The 17,426-nt window shown below is 71.4% G+C and carries 18 protein-coding genes and 1 pseudogene; 16 read left to right on the top strand and 3 right to left on the bottom strand.

Features of this window, described 5'->3' with window-relative positions; translation table 11 throughout:
- Positions 1 to 257 precede the first annotated feature (257 nt).
- The 8 genes and pseudogenes from OG788_RS08710 to OG788_RS08745 all read left to right on the top strand — a co-directional run bounded on the left by OG788_RS08710 (position 258) and on the right by OG788_RS08745 (position 7,615).
- Positions 258 to 1,340, top strand: a complete 1,083-nt coding sequence (locus tag OG788_RS08710) for a hydrogenase expression protein HypE (RefSeq protein ID WP_406369942.1) — start codon at positions 258 to 260, stop codon at positions 1,338 to 1,340.
- A 50-nt stretch (positions 1,341 to 1,390) separates the two neighbouring features.
- Complete coding sequence (locus tag OG788_RS08715) at positions 1,391 to 3,172, top strand: nickel-dependent hydrogenase large subunit (RefSeq protein ID WP_406369944.1); 1,782 nt, start codon at positions 1,391 to 1,393, stop codon at positions 3,170 to 3,172.
- Positions 3,173 to 3,196: 24 nt separating this feature from the next.
- Positions 3,197 to 4,108 carry a NifU family protein gene (locus tag OG788_RS08720; RefSeq protein ID WP_406369945.1) on the top strand — a complete coding sequence of 304 codons (912 nt, stop codon included), beginning with the start codon at positions 3,197 to 3,199 and terminating at the stop codon, positions 4,106 to 4,108.
- A pseudogene (locus OG788_RS08725) lies at positions 4,105 to 4,728 on the top strand (DUF5947 family protein); the annotation flags it as partial. The gene OG788_RS08720 and the pseudogene OG788_RS08725, both read left to right, overlap by 4 nt.
- Before the next feature lie 134 nt (positions 4,729 to 4,862).
- On the top strand, positions 4,863 to 5,504 hold the full coding sequence (locus OG788_RS08730; RefSeq protein WP_351535134.1) for a DUF6084 family protein: 642 nt from the start codon (positions 4,863 to 4,865) through the stop codon (positions 5,502 to 5,504).
- 1 nt (position 5,505) lies between these two features.
- On the top strand, positions 5,506 to 6,936 hold the full coding sequence (locus tag OG788_RS08735) for a hypothetical protein (RefSeq protein WP_406369947.1): 1,431 nt from the start codon (positions 5,506 to 5,508) through the stop codon (positions 6,934 to 6,936).
- The gene (locus OG788_RS08740) at positions 6,933 to 7,493 is read left to right on the top strand and encodes a hydrogenase maturation protease (protein ID WP_406369949.1); all 561 of its coding nucleotides are present in this window, start codon (positions 6,933 to 6,935) and stop codon (positions 7,491 to 7,493) included. The genes OG788_RS08735 and OG788_RS08740 overlap by 4 nt, the downstream gene beginning before the upstream one ends.
- Positions 7,494 to 7,510: 17 nt before the next feature.
- Positions 7,511 to 7,615: a DUF6893 family small protein gene (locus OG788_RS08745; protein ID WP_398392185.1), complete on the top strand. Its 105-nt coding sequence runs from the start codon at positions 7,511 to 7,513 to the stop codon at positions 7,613 to 7,615.
- Here OG788_RS08745 and OG788_RS08750 read toward each other — a convergent pair.
- Positions 7,591 to 8,052, bottom strand: a complete 462-nt coding sequence (locus OG788_RS08750; RefSeq protein WP_406369951.1) for a helix-turn-helix transcriptional regulator — start codon at positions 8,050 to 8,052, stop codon at positions 7,591 to 7,593. The genes OG788_RS08745 and OG788_RS08750 overlap by 25 nt on opposite strands.
- A 64-nt stretch (positions 8,053 to 8,116) precedes the next feature.
- Between OG788_RS08750 and OG788_RS08755 the strand changes: the two genes are divergently transcribed.
- From OG788_RS08755 to OG788_RS08790, 8 genes are all read left to right on the top strand, one after another.
- On the top strand, positions 8,117 to 8,554 hold the full coding sequence (locus OG788_RS08755; protein ID WP_406369953.1) for a hydrogenase maturation nickel metallochaperone HypA: 438 nt from the start codon (positions 8,117 to 8,119) through the stop codon (positions 8,552 to 8,554).
- Positions 8,538 to 9,386 (top strand): hydrogenase nickel incorporation protein HypB, encoded by an 849-nt coding sequence (gene hypB, locus OG788_RS08760; RefSeq protein WP_406369955.1) that lies wholly within the window; start codon positions 8,538 to 8,540, stop codon positions 9,384 to 9,386. Before OG788_RS08755 ends, hypB begins: the two co-directional genes overlap by 17 nt.
- Entirely contained in the window at positions 9,383 to 11,740 is a 2,358-nt protein-coding gene (gene hypF, locus OG788_RS08765) for a carbamoyltransferase HypF (protein ID WP_406369957.1), read from the top strand. The genes hypB and hypF overlap by 4 nt, the downstream gene beginning before the upstream one ends.
- Positions 11,741 to 11,775: 35 nt before the next feature.
- A complete protein-coding gene (locus tag OG788_RS08770; RefSeq protein WP_351535112.1) occupies positions 11,776 to 12,114 on the top strand; it encodes a HypC/HybG/HupF family hydrogenase formation chaperone in 339 nt (112 codons plus the stop codon).
- A complete protein-coding gene (hypD, locus tag OG788_RS08775; RefSeq protein ID WP_406369958.1) occupies positions 12,111 to 13,229 on the top strand; it encodes a hydrogenase formation protein HypD in 1,119 nt (372 codons plus the stop codon). Before OG788_RS08770 ends, hypD begins: the two co-directional genes overlap by 4 nt.
- Before the next feature lie 73 nt (positions 13,230 to 13,302).
- The gene (gene hypE / locus OG788_RS08780) at positions 13,303 to 14,292 is read left to right on the top strand and encodes a hydrogenase expression/formation protein HypE (protein ID WP_406376709.1); all 990 of its coding nucleotides are present in this window, start codon (positions 13,303 to 13,305) and stop codon (positions 14,290 to 14,292) included.
- 241 nt (positions 14,293 to 14,533) lie between these two features.
- Complete coding sequence (locus tag OG788_RS08785; protein WP_356748549.1) at positions 14,534 to 14,890, top strand: DUF779 domain-containing protein; 357 nt, start codon at positions 14,534 to 14,536, stop codon at positions 14,888 to 14,890.
- A gap of 75 nt (positions 14,891 to 14,965) precedes the next feature.
- Complete coding sequence (locus OG788_RS08790; RefSeq protein WP_406369959.1) at positions 14,966 to 16,195, top strand: phosphodiester glycosidase family protein; 1,230 nt, start codon at positions 14,966 to 14,968, stop codon at positions 16,193 to 16,195.
- A 12-nt stretch (positions 16,196 to 16,207) separates the two neighbouring features.
- Here OG788_RS08790 and OG788_RS08795 read toward each other — a convergent pair whose 3' ends face one another.
- Positions 16,208 to 16,402, bottom strand: coding sequence for a hypothetical protein (locus OG788_RS08795; protein ID WP_261704269.1), 195 nt, complete (start codon positions 16,400 to 16,402; stop codon positions 16,208 to 16,210).
- A gap of 104 nt (positions 16,403 to 16,506) precedes the next feature.
- Positions 16,507 to 17,370 carry a phosphatidylinositol-specific phospholipase C/glycerophosphodiester phosphodiesterase family protein gene (locus OG788_RS08800; protein ID WP_406369960.1) on the bottom strand — a complete coding sequence of 288 codons (864 nt, stop codon included), beginning with the start codon at positions 17,368 to 17,370 and terminating at the stop codon, positions 16,507 to 16,509.
- Positions 17,371 to 17,426 lie beyond the last annotated feature (56 nt).

Genomic DNA, 17,426 nt, shown 5'->3' on the forward strand with positions numbered 1-17,426 from the left:
CCCTGCCTCCCGGGGCCTGCGGAGGAGGGCCTCGATGCCCAGGGCGGCACGGCAGGCTCTCGCCGACGCTGAGCAGCCCCCTGGTCGCGGAGGATGACCGGACCTCGAGCGGCTCCGGCCCACCCGCGCGCACGGGACGACAGTGCGCCCCGACGATAGGGCCCGTTCGCACTTACCCACGACACTTCCGGTCGGTAACCATAGGAAAGGCTGTTTGTGCATTGATGACCGGAATGAGCTGATTCCCAGGAGGGCTCATGGACGCCCCGACCGCGACGACGGCCGACCCCGTCGCGCAGGACGAAGCGCAGGACGATCCGACCGTCCACATTCTCTGGATCAACGCGGGGCTGAGCTGCGACGGGGATTCGGTGTCGCTGACCGCCGCGACCCAGCCGAGCATCGAGGAGCTGGCACTCGGTGCCCTGCCAGGGCTGCCCAAGGTGGCGGTCCACTGGCCCCTGATCGACTTCGAGTGCGGGCCCGTGCAGGGCGCGGACAATTTCGTCGAGTGGTTCTTCAAGGCCGACAGGGGCGAGCTGGAGCCCTTCGTGCTGGTCGTCGAGGGGTCCATTCCGAACGAGCGGGTCAAGCCGGAGGGCTACTGGTGCGGTTTCGGGGACGATCCGGAGACGGGTCAGCCGATCACCACCAGTGAGTGGCTCGACCGGCTCACCCCCAAGGCGCTCGCCGTCGTCGCCATCGGCACCTGTGCGACGTACGGCGGTATCCACGCGATGGCCGGGAACCCGACCGGCGCGATGGGAGTGCCGGACTATCTGGGCTGGGAGTGGAAGTCCAAGGCGGGCATCCCGATCGTCTGCATCCCGGGCTGCCCCGTGCACCCGGACAACGCTTCCGAGACCCTGCTCTACCTGCTGTACCAGGCGGCGGGCGCGGCACCCATGATCCCGCTGGACGAGGAGCTGCGGCCGACCTGGCTGTTCGGCGCCACGGTTCACGAGGGCTGCGACCGTGCCGGTTACTACGAGCAGGGACAGTTCGCGACCGAGTACGGATCGCCGGAGTGTCTGGTCAAGCTCGGCTGCTGGGGCCCGGTGGTGAAGTGCAACGTGCCCAAGCGCGGCTGGATCAACGGTGTGGGCGGCTGTCCGAACGTCGGCGGCATCTGCATCGCCTGCACCATGCCGGGCTTCCCCGACAAGTTCATGCCGTTCATGGACGAGCCGCCGGGCGGCCATGTGTCCGCGACGGCGAGCGGCATCTACGGATCCGTCATCCGACGACTGCGGAACATCACCGCGAAGACCGTCGACAAGGAACCGAAGTGGCGCGGCAAGGGCGAGAAGCTCACGACCGGCTACAAGGCCCCGTGGTGACCACGGTTACCCGCTGAGCAGGACACTCGACAGGAAGGTGGCGCGGCACCATGGCGACGGCGACGAACAAGCCGGCCGGTGACGGCCTCACGGAGATGTCGTGGGACCCGATCACCCGCATCGTGGGCAGTCTCGGCATCCACACCAAGATCGACTTCAAGGCGAAGCGGGTCGCGGAGTGCTACAGCACCTCGTCCGTCTTCCGCGGGTACAGCGTGTTCATGCGCGGCAAGGACCCGCGCGACGCGCACTTCATCACCAGCCGCATCTGCGGTATCTGCGGCGACAACCACGCCACCTGCTCGGTGTACGCCCAGAACATGGCGTACGGCGTGGCACCCCCGCACCTCGGCGAGTGGATCATCAACCTCGGCGAGGCCGCGGAGTACATGTTCGACCACAACATCTTCCAGGAGAACCTGGTCGGGGTGGACTACTGCGAGCGGATGGTCCGCGAGACCAACCCCGGGGTGCTGGAGCTCGCCGAGCGCACCGAGGCCCCGCACGCGGCCGACCACGGCTACCGCACGATCGCCGACATCATGCGCTCGCTCAACCCGCTGGAGGGCGAGTTCTACCGCGAGGCGCTCCAGGTCAGCCGCTACACACGGGAGATGTTCTGTCTGATGGAGGGCCGCCATGTGCACCCCTCCACGCTCTACCCGGGCGGTGTCGGCACGGTCGCGACCATCCAGCTCTTCACCGACTACCTGACCCGGCTCACCCGCTACGTGGAGTTCATGAAGCGGGTCGTCCCGCTCCACGACGACCTCTTCGACTTCTTCTACGAGGCACTGCCCGGCTACGAGGAAGTGGGCAGGCGCCGTGTGCTGCTGGGGTGCTGGGGCGCGCTGAACGACCCGGAGTACTGCGACTTCCAGTACGCCAACATGGAGAACTGGGGCCGGCGGATGTTCGTCACCCCGGGTGTCATCGTGGACGGCAAGCTGGTCACCAACAGCCTCGTCGACATCAACCTCGGCATCCGCATCCTGCTCGGCAGCTCGTACTACGAGGACTGGTCGGGCATGGAGAAGTTCGTCGAGCAGGACCCGCTCGGGAACCCCGTCGACGAACGGCACCCCTGGAACCAGCACACCATCCCGGCCCCGCAGAAGCGGGACTTCGACGACAAGTACAGCTGGGTCATGTCGCCGCGCTGGTTCGACGGCACCGACCATCTGGCCCTGGACACCGGCGGCGGCCCGATCGCCCGGCTGTGGTCCACGGCGCTGTCCGGACTCGTCGACATCGGCTACATCAAGGCCACCGGGCACAGCGTGCAGATCAACCTGCCGCGCACGATGACCAAGCCGGAGATGGCGCTGGAGTGGAAGATCCCGCAGTGGAGCAACGCCCTCGAACGCAACAGGGCCCGGACCTACTTCCAGGCGTACGCCGCCGCGGCCGCCCTCCACTTCGCCGAGCAGGCGATGGAGGAGGTACGCGCCGGACGCACCCAGACCTGGGAGAAGTTCGACGTGCCGGACGAGTCGATCGGCTGCGGCTTCACCGAGGCGGTCCGGGGCGTGCTGTCCCACCACATGGTGATCAGGGACGGCAAGATCGCCAACTACCACCCGTATCCGCCGACGCCGTGGAACGGCAGCGTGCGCGACAGCTACGGCACACCGGGCCCGTACGAGGACGCGGTGCAGAACACCCCCATCTTCGAGGAGAACCCGCCCGAGAACTTCAAGGGCATCGACATCATGCGGGCCGTCCGCAGCTTCGACCCGTGTCTGCCGTGCGGCGTGCACATGTACGTCGGCGGCGGGCGGACCATCCAGCAGACGCACATGCCGACGGGGCTGAGCGGACTGGCGGTCTGACTTCCTCAGGAGAGGGGCTTGCCGATGGCCGGACAGGAGACGGGTGAGCGGATAGGCGCGCTGCTCGACGAGCTGGCGCAGCAGGCGGGACCGCGGGCACGCGACACGGCGGACGAACTCGTGCGCTGCCTCGTGGAGTTCTACGGCGAGGGCCTGGCCCGGGCCGTACGGCTGCTGCGCGCGGCCCCGGACGGCGCGGACCCCCTCGCCGTCCTGACCGCCGACGAACTCGTCAGCGATCTGCTGATCCTGCACGATCTGCATCCGGAGGACACCGCGACCCGGGTGGGCCGGGCCCTCGACAAGGTCCGTCCCTACCTCGGCTCGCACGCGGGCGACGTCGAGGTGGCCGGGCTCGACATGGAGGCCGCCGACGGCCCGACACTACGGCTCAGGCTGCGCGGCAGCTGCGACGGCTGTCCGTCCTCCACCCAGACCGTGCGCTGGACCATCGAGGAGGCGGTCGCCCGGATCGCCCCCGAGGTCGAGCACATCGAGGTCGAGGGAATGGCCGAGGAGAACCCGGGGCCCGCACTGCTCCAGATCCTGCCGCACCGCCCGGACGACGTTCCGGGTGACCCGGCCGCGTCCGGAGGACCGGGCGACCCGGCCCGCTGGTACACCCTCGCTCCCCGCGCGCTGCCCCTGGGCGAACGGGCCACCGGCGTCACCGACGTCGCCGGCCGCACCCTGCTGCTCGTCCGCCTGCCGGGACAGCTGTACGCCTACCGCGACCGCTGCCCGGTCTGTGCCGTGAGCCTCGCACCGGCGGTCCTGGACGGCGAACTGCTGCGGTGCTCGGGATGCGCCGCCGAGTTCGACGTGCACCGGGCGGGCCGGGGCGAACGGGCTCACCTGGAGCCCGTACCGCTGCTGGAGGAGGACGGATCCGTACGGGTGGCCCTGCCCGGTGAGCTGCTGGGGGCGGGGCCATGACCACCGACGTCCTCAAGCAGTTCACCCGGAGGCCGCCGCCCGTCGGTGAGCGCTGCGACCTGTGCGGGGAGCCGCTGCCCGCCGAGCACCGGCATCTCGTGGACACCTCGCGACGGTCCCTCAAATGCGCCTGCCCGCCCTGCCATCTGCTCTTCACCCGGCCGGGCGCGGGGCAGGGCCGCTTCCGGGCCGTCCCGGACCGGTATCTGACCGATCCCGGGTTCGAGCTGGACGAGGCGGACTGGAACCGGCTGCAGATCCCGGTCGCGCTCGCCTTCTTCTTCCGCAACTCCGAACTCGACCGGCTCGCGGCCTTCTACCCGAGCCCGGCGGGCGCCACCGAGAGCGAACTCGATCCGCAGACCTGGGACGCGGTCCTCGGACGCAGCCGGCTCGCGGAGCTGCTCGAACCCGATGTGGAGGCGCTGCTGCTGCACCGCGGACGCGGCGACTCGGTTACCTGCACGCTCGTCCCGGTCGACGTCTGCTACGAACTGGTCGGCCGGATGCGGCTGCACTGGAAGGGCTTCGACGGCGGCGCCGAGGCACGCGCGGACATCGCGGAGTTCTTCGAACGGATCACGGCGGCCGCCCGCCCGCTGGAATCGGAGACCGGGCCCACCGCCGCATCGGCGCACCCCGGGCCCACCGCCGCATCCGCGGAACCCGGAACCCCCGCCGCTCCCCCGGATCCCGGGAATCCCGCCGCTCCCCCGGAATCCGGGAGTCCGGCCACGCACTCCGGGGGCGCCCCGTGACCGATCTCCAGTTCACCTGTACCGGTGTGCGCCCCGAACCGTACGGAGCCGGGCCCACGTTGCTGTTCGGGCTGCGCATCGAGGAGGCCGATCATCAGCCGGTGCACGCCGTCGCGCTGCGCTGCCAGATCCGTATCGAGCCCGCCGGGCGATCGTACGAGCCGGAGGAGGTCGGCATGCTGGGTGACCTGTTCGGCGAACCGAGCCGCTGGAACAGCACGCTCAAGCCGTTGCAGTTCGCCCACGCCTCCATCACGGTCCCGGGGTTCACCGGTTCGACCGAGGTCGATCTCCCGGTCCCCTGCACCTACGACACGGAGGTCGCGTCCGCGTCGTACTTCCGGGCGCTGTCCCGCGGCGAGGTCCCGCTGCTCCTGCTCTTCTCCGGCACGGTGTTCACGGGCCGGGACGGCTTCCGGGCCGAGCCGGTGCCCTGGCACAAGGAGACGTCGTACCGGATGCCGGTGGACGTCTGGCGGAACATGATCGAGCAGTACTTCCCCAACTCGGGCTGGCTGCGCGTCCGGCTGGACGTTCTGGACGCGCTGCGCCGCTACCGCTCCGCCCACGCCCTGCCGTCCTGGGAGCGGGTCTTCGAGGAACTCCTCGCCACCGCCGACGCGAAGGGGGCCGACTGAGATGAGCAATCCCCTGGAGAGCGGCTTCGAGCAGGCCCGCACGGTGGCGGACGCCGTCCTGTTCGAGGGCTATGTCCTCTACCCCTACCGCGCCTCGGCCGCGAAGAACCAACTGCGCTGGCAGTTCGGCGTCCTGGTGCCGCCCGCCTGGACCGCGACGACCGGGGAACACGCCGTCCAGCGCACCGAGTGCCTGCTGGAGCCCCGCGCCGGCGACCGGCTCCACACCGAACTGCGCTTCCTGCACGTCCGCCGGCGCACGGTCGAACGGCTCGACGCCGACGGCGGTTACACGGAGGTGCCCGAACTCGACCTTCCCGACCGGGTGCTGGTGCCGTGGGACGAGGGTCACGAGGAGCGCGTACTGATCCATGAGTCGCTCGCCGAACTGATGGGTGATCAGGCGGCCGTCCACGCCGTACGGTTCGACCTGCCCGATTCCGTCGAGTACGAACCGGTGACCGACGCGAAGGGCCGGACGCTGGGCCGTCTCGTGCGGCGCAGGAAACGACTTACGGGCGAACTGCGCCCGCGCATCGAGGAGTTGCCGGGACCCTACCGGGTGCTGCGGCTCACGGTGAGCGTGCACAACACCACCGTCGCCCCGAAGGAGGCCGGCACCGACCGCGAGACCGCCCTCGCCCACAGCATGATCGGCACCCATCTGCTGTTCGGCGTGCCCGGCGGACGGTTCCTGTCGCTGACCGACCCGCCCGAGTGGGCCCGCCCGGCCGCCGCGAGCTGCCACAACGACCACACCTGGCCCGTACTCGCGGGACCGCCCGGTACGGAGGACGTCATGCTGTCCTCGCCGATCATCCTGGAGGACCATCCGGCCGTCGCCGAGGAGAGCCCGGGGCCCCTCTACGACGCCACCGAGATCGACGAGATCCTCTCGCTGCGCACGGCCGCGCTCACCGAACGGGAGAAGCGCGAGGCGCGGGGCACGGACGCCCGTGCCGCCGAGGTCATCGACCTGGTGGACGACATGCCGGAGGCGGTCCGCGAGCGGCTGCACGGAGCGATCCGGGGGCTGCGCGAGATCACCGGCGACGACCTTCCGGGCACGGCACGCCCTGCCGCTCCCGACACCGGACTGACCCTGCCCGAGGGCCCCGGGCACCCCTGGTGGGACCCGGCGCAGGACCCCGGGGCAACCGAGGTACCGGCCGTCGTCGTCATCGACGGCGAGAGCGTACGGGCCGGCAGCAGAGTCCTGCTCAGACCGGGCGCCCGGCGTTCCGACGCCCAGGACGCGTTCCTCTTCGGCCGGCACGCCACGGTCGAGGCCGTGGTCGGCGACCTCGACGGCGAGACGCACCTCGCCGTCGTCGTGGACGACGATCCCGGCACCGACGTACGCCGCGCCCAGGGCCGCTTCCTGTACTTCAAGCCCGACGAGGTGGCTCCGCTGAAGGAGGAGGCGACATGACCGGACCCGATCCCACCGACGCCTCCGGTACGGCGGAACCCGACGGGACCCGCCGGGTCCTGGTCGCCGGGGTCGGCAACGTGTTCCTCCAGGACGACGGATTCGGGGTGGAGACCGTACAGCGCCTCGCCGTCCGCACACCCGAACTGCCGCCCGGCGTCGAGCTGATGGACGCCGGCATCCGCGGGGTGCACCTCGCCTACCGACTGCTGGAGGGCTATCGGACCCTCGTGCTGGTGGACATCGTCAGCCGGGGAGGCCCGCCGGGCACGCTCTACACGATCGACGTCGGCCCCGAGCCCCCCGCGGCGCGGCCCGAGCCGGGGCCGATGGACACTCACGCCATGGACCCCGCCACCGTGCTGGCCCTGCTGCACGATCTGCACGCCGGCGCGGGCGGCACTCTCCCCGAGGAGGTCTACGTCATCGGCTGCGAACCCCGCGACACGGACGAGGGCATGGGCCTGACACCCCCGGTGGCCGACGCCGTGGAGGCCGCCGCCGACCTCGTGCTCGACCTGGTACGCCGCGCTGCCTCTGTACCCCAGAGGAGCTGACCACGATGGAGGCAAGGATGGAATGGCAATGGGTGGGCGTGGCCGCGGGCCTCGTACTGGCCTACGGAGTCGCCAGGAACCTGTCGGACATCCGCCGCTACTTGCGCATGCGGCGCATGTGATCCGGCGTACGCGCATGATCCGGCGCACGCGCGTCGGCGCCCGGGCCGTCGCCCGAGCGCCCCGCGCGGCCACCGACGTCCTCGAGCTGCACGTACCGCTCGAGGAAGAGATGCAGGGTGCCGTGGAGCTCGCCCAGGCGGACGAACCACAGGGCGAGGTTCATGGCGCCCTGCTGGGTGATCGCGTAGACGCGGCGCGCGGGGCCGCTCTCGGAGGCGTGCCAGTGCGACGTGACCTCACCGCTGCTCTCCATGCCCCGCAGCAGCCGGTACACATGCGCCTGATCGGCGTCGGCACAGCCGAAAGCACCCAGGCGCTGCACCAGCTCGTAACCGTGCCCTTGGCGTTCGGCCAGCAGCAGGAGCAGCACCGGGGTGAGCAGAGCGCGTCGCTCGACCTCGTGGCCAGTCATCGTCTTCTCAGAGTAACCAGTCATGCGCGAACCCCACACCTGGGCGCCGGACGGCCCCACGAGGGCCCGGCGGCGGGAGGTGAGGGCCGTGCATGAGCTGTCCATCGCCGTGGCGGTCGTCGAACAGGTCGAGGAGGCCGTGCGGGAGCAGGGCGGCACGGTCGCGTCACTGACCCTGCGGATCGGCGAGCTCGCGGGGGTGGTGCCCGAGGCGCTGGACTTCTCGTTCGGCCTGGCGACGGAGGGCACCGCGCTGGCGGGGGCGCGCCTGCTGATCGAGACTGTCGAGGCACGGGCGCACTGCGACGGCTGCGGCCGCGAGGCGCCGACCGGGATGCCTCCGGTGCTGTGGTGCCCCGCCTGCGGGGCCACGCTGACCCTGCTCAGCGGCCGGGAGCTGGAGATCGTCCGGGTGACGCTGGCCGACGGGCCCCCGGACGGGAAGAGCGCGGACGGCGGGCCACGGGCCGCGCCGGCCGGGCTGCCGACACACGACGAGGAGACGAGCCATGTGCCGCACGGTTGACCTGCATCAGGCCGTCCTCGCCAAGAACGACGAGAACGCCCTGGCCCTGCGGAGCTATCTGGGCGACCGCGGCACGGTGGCGGTGAATCTGCTGTCCAGTCCGGGCAGCGGCAAGACGGCCCTGCTCGAACAGCTGCTCGCCCGCGCCGTCGCGGGCGGCACCCCGGCCGCCGCCGTCACCGCCGACCTGGCGACGGAGAACGACGCGACACGGCTGGCCCGCTCCGGCGCCCCCGTGAAGCAGATCCTGACCGACGGGCTCTGCCATCTGGAGGCGGGCATGCTCCAGCGCCGGCTCGAGGACTGGATGCCCGAGGGCACGCGCCTGCTGTTCGTCGAGAACGTCGGCAATCTCGTCTGCCCCGCCTCCTACGACCTGGGAGAGACCCTGCGCATCGCGCTCGCGTCGGTGACGGAGGGCGAGGACAAGCCGGTCAAGTACCCGGCGGCCTTCGGACTCGCGCACCTGGTCGTGATCACCAAGACCGACATCGCGGACGCCGTCGGCTTCGACCGGGAGGCGTTCCTGGCCGGTGTTCAGCAGGTCAACCCCGGAGTGCCGGTCCTGGAGACCTCGGCCCGCACCGGCCAGGGGGTCGACGCGCTGCTGGCCCACATCCTGCGCTGCGCGGCCGGCGACGAGACCCATGTCCCCGTCCTGGCGCGGCAGCACGAGCGGTACCTGCACAGCCACGAGAACGGCGACGGCCACCGAACGGAGGGGCACCCGCCCGCGGACGGCTCCTCGCCCGCCGACGGACACCGGCACCCGCACGAGCGGCAGGACGGGGCCGGCCGGAGCCGGACGCCCGCTCAGGAGCACGCGCGGTGACACGGAACCCGGGGCGCGAGCGCAGGCACGTCACCGTCACGGGCGTCGTCCAGGGAGTGGGATTCCGACCCTTCGTGTACACCCTCGCCGAGGAACTGGGGCTGACCGGCTGGGTCACCAACAACGCGCGGGGCGTCGAGGCCGAGGTCGAAGGCCCGGCCGCCGACGTCGAGACGTTCTGCGTCCGGGTCGGGACGCGTCCGCCGCCGCTCGCGGTGGTCGAGTCGGTCGAGCACCGTGCCGTGCCCCTGGAGAACGACGGATCGGTGTTCACCATCCGCCCCTCCTCCGGCGGCCCCGGCCGCACGCTGGTCTCCCCGGACACCGCCACCTGCGACGCCTGTCTGGGCGAGCTCGCGGACCCCGCCGACCGGCGGTACCGGCATCCGTTCATCACCTGCACGCACTGCGGCCCCCGGTTCACCATCGTGACCTCGTTGCCGTACGACCGGGACCGCACCACCATGGCGGACTTCCCCATGTGCGCGGACTGCGCCCGCGAGTACGCCGACCCGGCCGACCGGCGCTTCCACGCCCAGCCGATCGCCTGCCCCGCCTGCGGCCCCCGGCTCACCCTGCGCACCGGGCCCGGTGATCCGGGCGAGCTGCGGGACGCGCAGGCGATCACCGAGGCCCGCCGGCTGCTGGCCGAGGGTGCCGTGGTGGCGATCAAGGGGATCGGCGGCTACCACCTGGCGTGCGACGCGGGCGACCCCGCGGCCGTCCGCACCCTGCGCAAGCGCAAGAACCGTGGCGGCAAGCCCTTCGCCGTGCTGGCGGACTCGCTGGAGACCGTGCGCCGGCTGGCCCACGTCGGACCGGCGGAGCGGGAGTTGCTGCTCGGGCCGCGCAAGCCGGTGGTCCTGCTGCGGCGACGGGCGGCCTCCGGCGAGATCGCGGCGGGGGTCGCCCCCGGCAGCCCCGACCTCGGCTTCATGCTCCCGTACACGCCGGTGCACCGGCTGCTGCTCGGCCTGCCCGGTGATCCCCCTGGCCCGGCCGTCCTCGTCATGACCAGCGGAAACCGCTCGGGCGAGCCCATCGTCACCGACGACGCGGAGGCGCTGACCCGGCTGGCGGGGCTGGCCGACGCCTGGCTCGCCCACGACCGTCCCATCCATGTGCCCTGCGACGACTCGGTGGTCCGGGTATGCGCGGGAGCCGAGCTCCCGGTGCGCCGTTCGCGCGGCTACGCCCCCTTCCCGATCGCGCTCCCGGTCCCGGTGGTCCCCGCGCTGGCCGTGGGCGGCGACCTGAAGAACACCTTCTGCGCCGGGGACGGCCGCTACGCCTGGCTGTCCGCGCACGTCGGGGACATGGACGACCTGGCCACCCTGACCGCCTTCGAGCGGGCCACGGGCCATCTGACGGACCTCACCGCCGTCGCGCCGCGCCTGCTGATCGCCGACCGGCACCCCGGCTACCGCTCCACCCAGTGGGCGCGGCGGGCCGCCGAGGCGCGCGGCCTGCCGCTGCGCCAGGTGCAGCACCACCACGCCCATGTCGCCTCCGCCATGGCCGAGCACGGTCTCGACGGCTCGGCCCCGGTGATCGGGGTCGCCTTCGACGGGACCGGATACGGCGACGACGGTGCCGTGTGGGGCGGCGAGGTGCTGCTCGCCGACTACGACGGATACCGGCGGTTCGCTCATCTGGGCTATGCGGCGCTGCCGGGCGGAGACGCGGCCGTACGCAACCCCTACCGGATGGCGCTGTCGCACCTGCGGACGGCGGGACTGCCGTGGTCCGACGAGCTGCCGTGCGCCGCGGCCGCCACCCCGGAGGAGCGGCGGCTGCTCGAACGGCAGCTGGAGCGGGGGTTCAACTGCGTTCCCACGTCGAGCATGGGCCGCCTCTTCGACGCGGTGTCCTCGCTCGCGGGGGTCTGCCACCGGGTGGAGTACGAGGCGCAGGCGGCGATGGAGCTGGAGAACGCGGCACTGGACGACCTGACGGGGCCGCTCGGCGACGACGAGCGGAACGACGGGTACCGGTTCATGCTGAGAACGGTCCGTCAGGACCCCGAGGCGCCACTGATCGCCGATCCGGCGCCGGTCCTGGCCGCCGCCGTCGCGGACGTCCGTGCCGGCGTCACGGCCGGTCCGGTGGCACGTCGGTTCCATCGGGCCGTGGTCGCCCTGGTCCAGGAGGTGTGCACGGTGGCGCGAGAGCGGACCGGCATCCGCACGGTGGCCCTCAGCGGCGGGGTGTTCTGCAACGCCCTGCTCACCGAGGGCTGCGGCGCCGTTCTGGAACGGGACGGCTTCACCGTACTGAGGCACCACAGGGTTCCCCCCAATGACGGCGGTCTTGCCCTCGGGCAGCTGATCGTCGCCGCACGGATGCGGGACTAACGCGGCGGAAGCGCAGAGCGAGTCAGGAGCGAGTCATGTGTCTGGCCGTACCCGGCCGAGTGCTGGAGATCGAGGAACGCGACGCGACGCGGATGGCCAAGGTGGACTTCGGCGGTGTCGTCAAGGACGTGTGTCTGGAATACGTGCCGGACATGCAGGTCGGTGACTACGCCATCGTCCATGTGGGATTCGCGTTGCAGCGGCTGGACGAGGAGTCGGCGAAACAGACCCTGGAGCTCTTCGAGAACCTCGGAGTGCTGGAGGAGGAGTTCGGCGACGCCTGGGGCAAGGCCGCCCGGGACGCGGGCGCCGAACGCCCCGCCGGAACCGGACCCACACCCGTGGATGGCGTCGAGAAGGAGGCACGGTCATGAAGTACCTGGACGAGTTCAGCGATCCTGTCCTTGCCAAGCGGCTCTTCGACGACATCAGGGCGACCACCACCCGGCCCTGGTCGATCATGGAGGTCTGCGGCGGTCAGACGCACTCGATCATCCGCCACGGCATCGACCAGCTCCTGCCCGAGGAGATCCAGCTGATCCACGGGCCGGGCTGTCCGGTCTGTGTGACCCCGCTGGAGATCATCGACAAGGCACTGGAGATCGCCTCCCGCCCGGACGTGATCTTCTGTTCCTTCGGCGACATGCTGCGCGTGCCCGGCAGCGGACGCGACCTGTTCAAGGTCAAGAGCGAGGGCGCGGACGTACGTGTCGTGTACTCGCCGCTGGACGCGCTGAAGATCGCGCAGGAGAACCCCGACCGGCAGGTCGTCTTCTTCGGCATCGGCTTCGAGACCACCGCGCCGCCCAACGCGATGACCGTCTACCAGGCCAAGAAGCTGGACATCCCCAACTTCAGCCTGCTGGTCTCGCACGTCAAGGTGCCTCCGGCCATCGACGCGATCATGAACTCGCCGGACTGCCGGGTGCAGGCGTTCCTCGCCGCCGGGCACGTCTGCACGGTGATGGGCATGGGCGAGTATCCCGAACTGGCCGAGCGGCACCGGGTGCCGATCGTGGTGACCGGGTTCGAGCCGCTGGACATCCTGGAGGGCATCCGCCGCGCCGTACGGCAGCTGGAGGCCGGGCAGCACACCGTGGAGAACGCCTATCCGCGGGCGGTGCAGCCGGAAGGGAGCCCGGCGGCCCGGGCCATGCTGTCCGACGTCTTCGAGGTGACCGACCGGGCCTGGCGCGGGATCGGCATGATTCCGCAGAGCGGCTGGCGGCTGTCGCCCAAGTACCGCGAGTACGACGCCGAGCACCGCTTCTCGGTGACCGGCATCGACACCCAGGAGTCGACCGTCTGCCGCAGCGGCGAGGTGCTCCAGGGCCTCATCAAGCCGCACGAGTGCGCCGCGTTCGGCAAGGAGTGCACCCCGCGCAATCCGCTGGGCGCGACGATGGTCTCCAGCGAGGGCGCGTGTGCCGCCTACTACCTCTACCGGCGGCTGGAGGCCCCGAACAAGGAGGCGAGCTCCGTTGGGTGACTCCGCTTCGGCTCCCGTCGACTTCTCCTCCTGGACCTGCCCCGCGCCGCTGCGCGACCACGACAGGATCGTGATGGGGCACGGCGGTGGCGGCACGCTCTCCGCCGAACTGGTGGAGCACCTGTTCGCGCCGGCGTTCGGCAGCGACGTGCTCGCCGAGCTCGGCGACTCCGCGCACCTGCGCCTGGGCGGCGCCCGGCTCGCCTTCTCCACCGACTCCTTCGTCGTCCGCCCGCTGTTCTTCCCCGGCGGCAGCATCGGGGACCTCGCCGTCAACGGCACGGTCAACGACCTGGCCATGGCGGGGGCCGTACCGGCCTACCTCTCCTGCGGGTTCATCCTCGAAGAGGGCGTCGAGCTCTCCGTCGTGGGACGCGTGGCCGAGGCGCTGGGCGAGGCGGCCCGGACGGCCGGGGTCGTGGTCGCGACCGGCGACACCAAGGTCGTCGACGCGGGCCACGGCGACGGCATCTTCATCAACACCGCCGGGATCGGCCTGATCCCGGACGGCGTCGACATCCGCCCGCAGCGCGCGGCACCCGGAGACGTGGTGCTGGTCAGCGGACCGATCGGCGTGCACGGCGTGGCGATCATGAGCGTGCGGGAGGGGCTGGAGTTCGGCGTCGAGATCCAGAGCGACACCGCGTCGCTGGCCGGTCTGGTCGCGGACATGCTGGCCGTCTGCACCGACCTCCATGTGCTGCGCGATCCGACCCGTGGCGGCCTGGCCACCTCCCTGAACGAGATCGCCTCGGCCGCGGGAGTCGGCATCACGCTCGACGAGCGCTCCCTGCCCATCCCGGAGACGGTCGCCAACGCCTGCGCCTTCCTCGGCCTCGACCCGCTGTACGTGGCCAACGAGGGCAAGCTGGTGGCGTTCGTGGCGCCGGAGCACGCCGACGCCGTGCTCGCGGCGATGCGCGCCCACCCGCTCGGCAAGGAGTCGGTGGCGATCGGCCACTGCGTCGCCGACCACCCCGGCATGGTCGTCGCGGCCACCGGTCTGGGCGGCACCCGCGTGGTGGACATGCCGCTCGGAGAGCAACTGCCGCGCATCTGCTGACCCACCGCACCGGCCGGCACCCGTCCGCCGGCCCCCGGCACCCGCCTTTCCCGAGGCCGGTCCCCGGTGACGACCCGCATCGAGCGGGCGTCACCGGGGACCGGCCTCTTTCCGGGTCCGCGGCGTGCAACCCTCTCGCAACCTCCCGGATGGTCGGCTGAGTCCTGCCCTGCGCCGGCGGTTCGTCCGCGGCGGGCCGCGGACCGCGTGTGCGAGCCGTGAGACCCGAGAGGGAGTGCCGATGGACGTCGTCCCCCGTGTGGAGCTGACCCCCGCCGCCTCCGAACTGCTGCGGCGACTGCGCACGCTGCACGGACCGCTGATGTTCCATCAGTCGGGCGGCTGCTGCGACGGCAGCGCGCCCATGTGCTACCCGGAGGGCGAGTTCCGTACCGGAGGCTCCGACGTCCTGCTGGCCGAGCTGGAGGTCGAGGGCGTCGACGAGCCGGTGACCTTCTGGATGTCGAAGAGCCAGTACGAACTGTGGAGCCACACGCGTCTGATCGTGGACGTCGTGGCGGGCCGGGGCAGCGGCTTCTCTCTCGAGGCACCCGAAGGAGTGCGTTTTCTGATCCGTTCCCGCGTCGTCGGCGCCTAGCCACCGGCCCGGGCACCGGCCTCTGGTGCAATTCCCCTGAGTCCTGCGAAAGTTGACGAGACATCAGGGGGCACTGTGACGCGTCGCGACGGACGGTTCAGAACGGCACTGACGGTCTTCACGGCATGCGGAGCGCTGGCCGGTGTCGCCCTGATCGGGGCGGCACCGGCCAGCGGCGCGGAGAGCGCGACGGACATCGCGCCCGGCGTCGAGTACACGCAGTTGGACATCCCGGCGGCCAAGGGAATGGCGCACGCACATGTGTTGAGCGTCGACCTGCGCAATCCCCATGTGCGCGTCGACCTCTTGTACCCGGGAGCCGTGGCGTCCCGGGCGCCCGTCTCCCAGCTGGCCGACTCCCGGGGCGCCGTCGCCGGAGTCAACGGCGACTTCTTCAACATCACGGAGACCCAGCATCCGGGCGTCGAGGCGACGGGCGCGACCGTCGGCCCGGCGATCGCGAGCGGCCACGGGCTCAAGGCCGCGGTTCCCGAAGGCCAGCGTTTCGGACCGGAGCTGCCGCCCGGCACGACCACCGAGGACGTGTTCGGTGTGGGCGTCGACCGCCGGGCCCGGCTGGACAGCGTGGCTCTCGACGGCTCCGTCCGCAGCTCCGACGGCACCTGGCCGCTCGGCGGGTTCAATCAGTACGCGCTCCCGGTCGGCTCCGTCGGCGCGTTCACCGCGGACTGGGGCAGCGTCTCGCGGATGCGGGCGACATGCGGCACGGACAGCGACAGGGCCGCGCCGTGCAGCGGCGACACCTACGAGGTGACCGTCCGCCGCGGGCGGGTCGTGTCCGCCGCCGGCACTCCGGGCAGCGGCCCCATCGCGCCGGACACCACCGTGCTGGTGGGGCGCGAGGGGGGTGCCCAGCAGTTGCGGAAACTGTCCGTGGGCGAGCGGGTCGGGGTGCGGCACCGGCTGGTGGCGGAGTCCTCCCGGGTGCCGTACCGCTTCGCGGTCGGGGGCTACCCGTTGATGACCGACGGCGTGCCGCTGCCGGGTCTGGACGACCAGGCCTCCGCCGTACGGACCGCGGTGGGCTTCTCCGACCACGGGCGCCGCATGCAGCTCCTCGCCCTGGACGGCGCCCCCGAGTTCCGCGGCGGGCTCACCATCGCCGAAGTGACGGCGGCGATGCGGCAGTTGGGTGCTCGGGACGCCTTCAGCCTGGACGGCGGCGGATCCACCACGATGGTCGCCCGACAGGCAGGAGCGGACGCCGTCACCGTCCTCAACCACCCGAGCGGCGGCGCCGAGCGTCCGGTCCCGAACGGCATCGGGGTGTTCGCGCGCCCGTGACGCGGCGGCAGATCATGGCGTCAGACTGCCCACGATGTCCGCCGTCGCGGTGAGGCCGCTGTGGATGGTCGGGGCCATGCTCGTGCTGGCCAGCAGGAACCCGAGCAGGGCGCAGACCAGGGCGTGGGAGATCTTCAGCCCGCCGTTGCGGAGGAAGATCACCGCCAGCACCAGGAGCAGCAGCACCACAGAGATGGAAATGGCCATCGTCAACCTCCTCCGCCACGTCCACTTCGCGGCGTTCGGCCGTAAGTGTGGCGTAGCGGAGGGTTCGCCCGGGCGGTTGACGTGTCCTCCGAACGAGTGGTGTTCTACCGCCGGTCGTGGGCGTCGAGGAACTCTTCGAGACCGCCCAGGTCATCGGTGTTGAGGTGGTCGACGTCGGCGGCGAGCAGTTCGCGCCAGAGCGCCTCGCGTGTCGGACCCGCCAGATCGGGTGTCGCCCAGAAGCGGACCCTCTGCCGGCGCGCGTGCGCGGCCGCCATGATGCCCCGCAGCTTCTCGCGCTCGGCGTCCGGGAACGGGCCCGCGCCCAGCCAGCTGAAGTTGAGTGTCCAGTTGTCGCTGATCAGCGGGATGAAAGAGGCGGGGGCGGCGCTGCCGAGGTCGGTGAGGCGGCCGTCGTAGAAGGCGCGGCGCACGGTCTGTGCCTCCATGGGCGCCCGCGCGGCGCGGTCCCCGGAGATCACGGCCGTGACCGGGCCGGGGTGCACCCGCCCCTGCGCGTACGTCGTGAACAGGTGCCGGTAGCAGCGCAGATGACGGTCGAGTTCGAGGTACGTCGAGGAGCCCTCGGTCTTGATGTCGATGAGGAGTTGCAGCGGCCTGCGGCAACCCCGGTACACCGAGCCGTGGTTCGCCCGGACGCGAGCGGCCAGCGGGTCGAGGTAGAGGGATTCGAGTGTGCGGGTGGGGTCGAGGTCCACCGGGTCGTGGGCGACGAGGAGTTGGTCGCCGACGAGGTAGATGTCCGCCTCGACGCTGCCGAACCGGTGGTCGAGGGCGTCGAAGAGGGGGCGTGGATGGTCGTAGTCGTTGTGCGCGTGGGCGCGCCACAGGGGTCGCTTGCGGGGCTTCGCCTCGCCGGCCAGGGCCCGCGAGGCGGGCAGGGCGATCGAGCCCGCGAGGGCGGCGCCGAGGGTGGTGAGGGCTCTGCGACGGGTGGTTGGGGCCATGTTCCGCCTCCCTTGAGGGTGCCGTACGGGACCTCAGGGAGTATGCGGTCGGAAGG

It is taken from the genome of Streptomyces sp. NBC_00647, assembly GCF_045207245.1.
Lineage (GTDB): Bacteria > Actinomycetota > Actinomycetes > Streptomycetales > Streptomycetaceae > Streptomyces.